Source organism: Candidatus Poribacteria bacterium (assembly GCA_016866785.1).
Classification (GTDB): domain Bacteria; phylum Poribacteria; class WGA-4E.
Map to the genome: position 1 here is coordinate 1 of VGLH01000183.1, position 5,895 is coordinate 5,895.

Here is a 5,895-nt window from a genome sequence, read left to right on the forward strand (position 1 = left end):
ACCCGCTTCTCGTCTGCCTGCGCCGGAACGACCCACGCGACATCGGGGTTTTCGGCGTCCACGGCGACGGCGAAGCCGAACCGCGCGAGTCCGTCCGGTTCCGACACGTCCGTCCACGACGCCGCGCCGTCGGTCGTGCGGAAGATGCCGCAATGGTTCTGCTGCCACATCGCCGCCGGATGCGACGGGCAGGCGACGACGCAATGCGGGTCCGAGCCGACCTCGCTGAGGGGGTTCGGTAGGAAGTCCGTTCGGACGTTCTTGTTCATGGGAGCCCAGGACGCGCCGTCGTCCTTCGTCTCGAACACGCCAGCGCAGCTCACCCCGACGTAGACGTGGCGGCTGTCGCGCGGATCGACGAGGATTGAGTGGATGCCGGCGTTGTTGCGCCCGCCGCCGAACCATCCGGTCCGAGACGGGTGGTTCCAGAGGGAATCGACCAGTTGCCACGAATCGCCGCCATCATCGCTGCGGAAGAGCCCTCCGGGCTCGGTTCCGGCGTAGAGACGCTCGGGTTCGTGCGCCCCGCCCGCCGCCAAGGACCAGATATAGAGCGTCGATGCCGGCACGCCGGGTTTGATCTCGGAGCCGTCGGGGTAGGTCGGAGCGGGCACCTCGTCCCACGTCGCGCCGCCGTCGGTCGAGCGCGAGAGTTTGCGCCCCCAGTGACCGTGGTCGAGGCTCGCCCAAACGGTTCCCGAGCGCGGATCCGTGAAGGCGTAGGGCACGGGAACGCCGATGAACGCCTCGTGGGCGGTCTCCCAGCCGCCGTTGCCGCGCTCCAGGATGAGCAGACCCTTGTGCGTGCCGAGCAGAAGCCGAACCGAAGAAGACGTCACCGGACACCTCTTTCGTCACATCATGAAGGGCGGAACGAACTAACCGCCGGACAGCGCCTGGAAGACCGACACGACGTCGCTCTCCGCCACGGCGTCGGACAGTCGGCGGCGGTCCCGAATCAGATCGTCGCCGACGAACACGTTGACGTGCGGACGCAGCGCGCCCTGGTCATCGACGATGTAGTCGCGGAGCCCGGGGTACGCCGCATCGACGGCAGCGACGACCTCGCGGACCGTCACGCCCGTGACGTCGACTTCCGCGAGGTTCGGGAAGAAGCGTTTCAGATGGTGCGTGAACACCACGCGCGGCACGGAAGGACCCCTCACCTACCTCACCTACTCATAGCCAGTGAGACAGTTGACGAAGGGCGTCAAGGGGTCGTTTCACCGATGGCGGGTTCGTGAAGGCACGGCCATTTCGTGGTACTAGACCCAGCAGTGCGAGTCTACGCGAGTGTCGGCAGTTGGGATGAAACTCGATCGCCCGAGCATTACCGATTGTGGACTCGATCCGGCATCCGACGTATCCCGTTCATGAAATGGCAGTCTCGCGGAGGTGGCGTCATTTGCGTCGCTGGCGTGCAGCACATATCATATGGGAGAGAGGGAAGCGCCATGGCTACGACAGACCTGCTGTCTGCGGAAGTGGCGACGTTCGAGAGCCTTCGGAAGGAACTCATCGGCTGCGCCGTTGGGAAGTACGCCCTCGTCCACGGCGACGAACTATGCGGCGTGTTCGAGAGCAACAAGGATGCGATCCGGCAGGGATACGAGCGTTTCGGGAACGCGCCGTTCCTGGTGAAGCAGGTTGTCGAGGTCGAGATCCCGCAGCACTTCACGTCCAACCTGATGGGCGTCTAGATGCCCTCGTTCACGCACCAGGTTGCGAACCTCCTCCAGGACGGGCCTCTCGTAGAAGTTCGCTTTGGAATCGGCGCCGTGCTCGCAGATATCCTACGGAAGCAGGGATCCGCCATTCCAGAGTTTGTGGCTGGTCATGCTCTGATCGACACTGGGGCTACCCGAACCGTTGTGCGACAGGATATCCTGCAACAACTCCACCTGAATCCGGTGGGTGTAACCCACATTACCACAGCATCTTCTCAAGGCGTTCGTTGTTATGAGTACCTTGCTCGGATCGTGTTCCCGAGCAATGTGGTCATTGAAACCGTCGTTATCGGCGCTCCGCTGAGAGGGCAACCGATCAACTGCCTCGTCGGGCGGGACATACTCTCTCAGTCCGTCCTCGTCTACGTCGGATACACGAACACCTTCACGCTCAGCTTCTGAACCGGCGTCCGCTAGCGCTGCCGTCACTCGCCGATGCGGAACGTCCCCCGCCCGACGACCTGCTCGAAGTGGACGAGCTCCCACGCCCAATCGCCCGCCGCGCCGGGGACGCGGAACGTCGCGCCGAAGGTCTTGCCGCCGTCGTGGGTGGTCATCTCCGCAGCCAGCGGCGTCTTGCCGCCGGGAGGCGTCAGGCGGAGCGTCACGGCTCCCGTCTCGACAGGCGAATCCGGCACGGCGGCAACCTCGATGAAGTCCCGCAGGATCGGGTTACGGAACGCCCGCACGTCGAAGGCGATCAGCTTGCCCAGCCGCGCCGAGTAGCCGTACGCGCCCTCGACCGTCCCGAAGCCCAACGGCGCGAACGACACCGACAGCGCGATCCGCGTCGCGTCCTCTCCAAAGCCGGGGAAGGCGTCCGTGAAGGCGGTCTTGAGCGCCTCGCGTGGCACGCGCCGCGCCTCGACGAGGCGTGTTCCCCGAAAGAGCAGCGCCTGCACGTCGAGCGCCTCGCGCCAGGTGTCGGCGGCGGTCACGGCGACTTGAAGCGGCAGGTTCTCCGCGCGCGGCGGGCTGAACTCGATGGGGTCGCCCGACCAGCTGCGCAGCTTGCGTGTCGTCGCCGCGACGGGATAGCTCCGGTGGGTCTGCCCCTGGACGTTGACGGACTCGTGGACGAACCCGTAACGACCATCGCCGTAGGTCGAATCGTCGGCGATGAGGGCGGCTCGCCAGTCGGAGAAGAACTCGCGCGAGCCCGATGCGAAGCCCCTCGCCCGCAGCGCCGTATCGACGCCGTCCATGCCGCGCCGGGGGCTCTGGACGATGGATCGGATCGTCGGTAGGCCGCCTGCGCGCTCGTAGAGGTAGAGCATCCACAGGTAGGTCGCGCCGTAGTAGGCGAGCGCGCTCCCCATCCCAGAGGGCCACTCGGTCAGGGAGATGGTCGGGTCGGACTCGAAGCTGTCCTTGTGCGCCGTCGGCGGGTACCCGACGAGGAACATCGCGAAGTCGGAGGCTCCTTCGTTGACCCACGTGTCCTCGTTCGGGTCGAACCCGTAGTGGATCAGGTGCTGGAACTCGTGGGCGAGGATGCCCCAGCCAAACGGGGTGTCCACCTGTCCGGGGTTGGTGTCGAGGTAGACCATCTCGGTCTCGTTGCTCTGGAACGTGATGCCCCACCGCGCGTCGCGGACGCGCCCTCGGAGCTGATTCACCGAGGAGAAGTATCCCGCGATGAACGACCCGCCGGGCTGGAAATTATCGAGGATGTCCAGCAGGAGGAGCACGATCCGGGGGTCGCCGTCCATGTCGGGCGGGTTCCCGAAGGCTTCGCTCTCGATCTGGTAGATGCCGCGCGCGGGGTCGCCGGGCGTGGACTGCTCGAACGCCCGCAGAAGCCGGTCGACGCCGCCCTGGGCGATCCGGCGGTTCCACTGGTCATCGGCGACGTAGATGTAGCAGAACTCGCCGACGGCGCGAAGCGTCGCGTCGACCGTGTACTGGCGCGTCGTGCGGAAGTCGACGGCGAAGAAGGTTCGCGCGCTGCCGATCTCGAAGCGCGGCGGAGCCGGTCGCGCCGGAGCCGAGGGCGTGAACGCCGTTCCGGGCGGATGCGGGAAGAGCTCGGAGAGGATCGGCGTGCCGTCGATCCACGCGGGTTCTGCGGATGCGGCGGCGCAAAGAGTGATGAACGTCAGCGCGAACGCGACAGTCAGCGTGCGGAGAGTTCGGGTCATTGGGGGCACGCCAACTTCTCAATCGTTGTGCGTTTCAAACCGGCCCTCCAGGCGCTGCAAGAGCTGTTCGATATGGGACTGAGCGCCACGGCATCTCGGCTCGCAGCATCCCAGACGAGGCGGCGTCGATGTCGGAGTACCCGTGAACGAGCACATTCCGCATGCCAATGATCTGGTGCCATTCTACTTCCGGAGCCAGCATGCGCGTGCTCTCGGGCAACGACCGCGCTGCTTCTCCGATGATCTGGAGATTGCGGACGAACCAGCCCTGCAGCAATTCGTCCTGCTCGAAGACAGCCCTTCCTCGGTGCAGATAGCGCTCAAGGGCGGCGATCGCCTCGAGCATGTCCCGCAGCCTCTCCCTGGGATCCCTCACAGCGGCACAGCCTCTCCGAGCACTCGATCTCGAATGCGCGCCTTGAGCCCTCGCTCGGTAACAACGTCCACAGGGCTGCCAAGTAGATGCTCCAACTCGTACTGAAGACCTCCTAGATCGAATAGGCTGCGTCCGGGTTCCATCTCGACGAGGAAGTCGATATCGCTCTCGGAATCGGCGCTCCCGCGAGCCACGGAACCGAAGATGCGCAAGTTGCGCGCGCCGTAGGCTGCGCACAGACGTAGGATATCTGCACGCTTCTCCCTCAGTCGCTCGTCAACGGACATGCTCGGCTCCTCCGAACAACAAGAACTCCGTCATGATGCGAGTTTTCGGCGTTACGCTCCCGAGCACGCGGCGGCACAGAGGGTGATGAGCATCAGCCTGCGAGGGCGCGCAGCTTGTCCCGGAAGTAGCAGAAGCTGGGCGAGCGGCTGTTCTCGACGTCCACCTTCGGCGCGATGGCTTCCGCCCACTTCGACTTCTCGACGCCGATCTCAGGATAGCCGAGGGGCTTCAGTCTCTTCGATCCGCCGGGATGGATCGCGTCCGCGAGCTTCTCCCACGTCCCGCAGACGCTGTCGTTGGCGTAGGAATCGAGCACGTTGCGCTTCGCCTTGGGATAGGCAGCCAAGATCGCCGGCAGATCACCCAGGAACCACGCCTCCATTTCTTCGACGGCAATGCAGAAACGTGTGACAGGCTTCGGATCACAGGATTCCAGCACGGTCATGAGCTCGCTGCGGAAGTCTCTGAGACACCGATCGTCCAGGTCACAGACGACGATGATGGCTGCTGCGTTCGGCGTCTTGGCGTACGCCTTTCCGAACGCTCGCAAAAGGCTTGGAAGCAAGTCGAGGAGGATTCGCCGATCAGGGTCTGTCTTTCCGCGCAGGTCACGCGGGATGCGACCGATGCCCCTGTAACTGTGCAGGCGGAATGTGCTGCCCTCGTGCAGTATCTTCGGAAGCAGGACATCCAGCGCCTTCTTGCCGGACTGGTCTTCGACAAGGACCTCGAAGTGCATGCGCCTATCTCGCGTCCAGATAGTCGCTGTACCACAGCCCGCCCAGCGGCAGACCCTCCTCGACGAAACTCTTGATCTGGGCATCATCGCTCGCGCGGTGGATCGTCGAGAACCCCGACTCGTCTTTGTCGAGTATCCACACCTCCTTCGGCGAGAGAGCGTCCACGAAGTAAGGCTGGTGCGTCGTCACGAACACCTGGGAGCGTCGTGTCATCGCGTACTCGCGGAACTCCGCCGCCAGCGACTCGAACAGCTTGTGATAGAGCCCGTTCTCCGGCTCTTCCATGCAGAGGAACGGCGGCGGCGTCGGATCCTCCAAGAGCAGCAGGTAGGCGAACATCTTGAGCGTGCCGTCGGACATCTGCTGGGCGTAGAACGGGTCTTGGTACCCCTGGTCGTTGAACTTCAGGAGCACCCGCCCGTCCGGCGTCCGTTCCGTCTCGATCTTCCGCACGCCGGGTATCTTCGCGGCAATCTGGTCGAGTATCCGCGCGAAGCGATCCTTGTGTTCTCGCTCCATGTATTGGACGACGTTCGCCAGGTTGTCCCCATGTGCGTTCAGCCGTTTCTGCGGCCCCGAAAGCGGGAGGCCCCGCGCCGCGTCGGGAACGAAGTAGCTCAGGT

Annotated in this window: 8 protein-coding genes and 1 pseudogene; 2 read left to right on the plus strand and 7 right to left on the minus strand. The window is 64.5% G+C overall.

Annotated features, from left to right (window positions below):
- Together FJZ36_17645 and FJZ36_17650 are read right to left on the minus strand one after the other, a co-directional pair.
- Positions 1-839, minus strand: an 839-nt coding sequence (locus FJZ36_17645; GenBank protein ID MBM3216723.1) for a glycosyl hydrolase, incomplete at its 3' end; no start/stop codon positions are given.
- Between the two features lie 39 nt (positions 840-878).
- Positions 879-1,139 carry a MoaD/ThiS family protein gene (locus FJZ36_17650; protein MBM3216724.1) on the minus strand — a complete coding sequence of 87 codons (261 nt, stop codon included), beginning with the start codon at positions 1,137-1,139 and terminating at the stop codon, positions 879-881.
- A 315-nt stretch (positions 1,140-1,454) separates the two neighbouring features.
- Here FJZ36_17650 and FJZ36_17655 point away from each other — a divergent pair, with 315 nt between their 5' ends.
- Positions 1,455-1,700: a hypothetical protein gene (locus FJZ36_17655; protein ID MBM3216725.1), complete on the plus strand. Its 246-nt coding sequence runs from the start codon at positions 1,455-1,457 to the stop codon at positions 1,698-1,700.
- Positions 1,701-2,129 (plus strand): hypothetical protein, encoded by a 429-nt coding sequence (locus FJZ36_17660; GenBank protein MBM3216726.1) that lies wholly within the window; start codon positions 1,701-1,703, stop codon positions 2,127-2,129. It begins immediately after the preceding gene.
- Between the two features lie 23 nt (positions 2,130-2,152).
- Here the strand turns inward: FJZ36_17660 and FJZ36_17665 are convergent, their stop codons facing one another.
- The 5 genes and pseudogenes from FJZ36_17665 to FJZ36_17685 form a co-directional block, all read right to left on the minus strand.
- On the minus strand, positions 2,153-3,868 hold the full coding sequence (locus tag FJZ36_17665; protein ID MBM3216727.1) for a hypothetical protein: 1,716 nt from the start codon (positions 3,866-3,868) through the stop codon (positions 2,153-2,155).
- Positions 3,865-4,244, minus strand: a pseudogene (locus FJZ36_17670) (DUF86 domain-containing protein). The gene FJZ36_17665 and the pseudogene FJZ36_17670 overlap by 4 nt, the downstream one beginning before the upstream one ends.
- A complete protein-coding gene (locus tag FJZ36_17675; protein ID MBM3216728.1) occupies positions 4,241-4,513 on the minus strand; it encodes a nucleotidyltransferase family protein in 273 nt (90 codons plus the stop codon). The pseudogene FJZ36_17670 and the gene FJZ36_17675 overlap by 4 nt, the downstream one beginning before the upstream one ends.
- 110 nt (positions 4,514-4,623) lie before the next feature.
- Complete coding sequence (locus FJZ36_17680) at positions 4,624-5,271, minus strand: DUF4276 family protein (GenBank protein ID MBM3216729.1); 648 nt, start codon at positions 5,269-5,271, stop codon at positions 4,624-4,626.
- Positions 5,272-5,275: 4 nt separating this feature from the next.
- A partial coding sequence (locus FJZ36_17685) for an ATPase (GenBank protein ID MBM3216730.1) occupies positions 5,276-5,895 on the minus strand: 620 nt, incomplete at its 5' end.

Excerpts from the sequence above, each read along its gene's own strand:
- FJZ36_17655 (MBM3216725.1), top strand. The coding sequence starts at position 1,455 with ATGGCTACGACAGACCTGCTGTCTGCGGAAGTGGCGACGTTCGAGAGC.
- FJZ36_17660 (MBM3216726.1), top strand. The coding sequence starts at position 1,701 with ATGCCCTCGTTCACGCACCAGGTTGCGAACCTCCTCCAGGACGGGCCT.
- FJZ36_17665 (MBM3216727.1), bottom strand. The coding sequence starts at position 3,868 with ATGACCCGAACTCTCCGCACGCTGACTGTCGCGTTCGCGCTGACGTTC.
- FJZ36_17680 (MBM3216729.1), bottom strand. The coding sequence starts at position 5,271 with ATGCACTTCGAGGTCCTTGTCGAAGACCAGTCCGGCAAGAAGGCGCTG.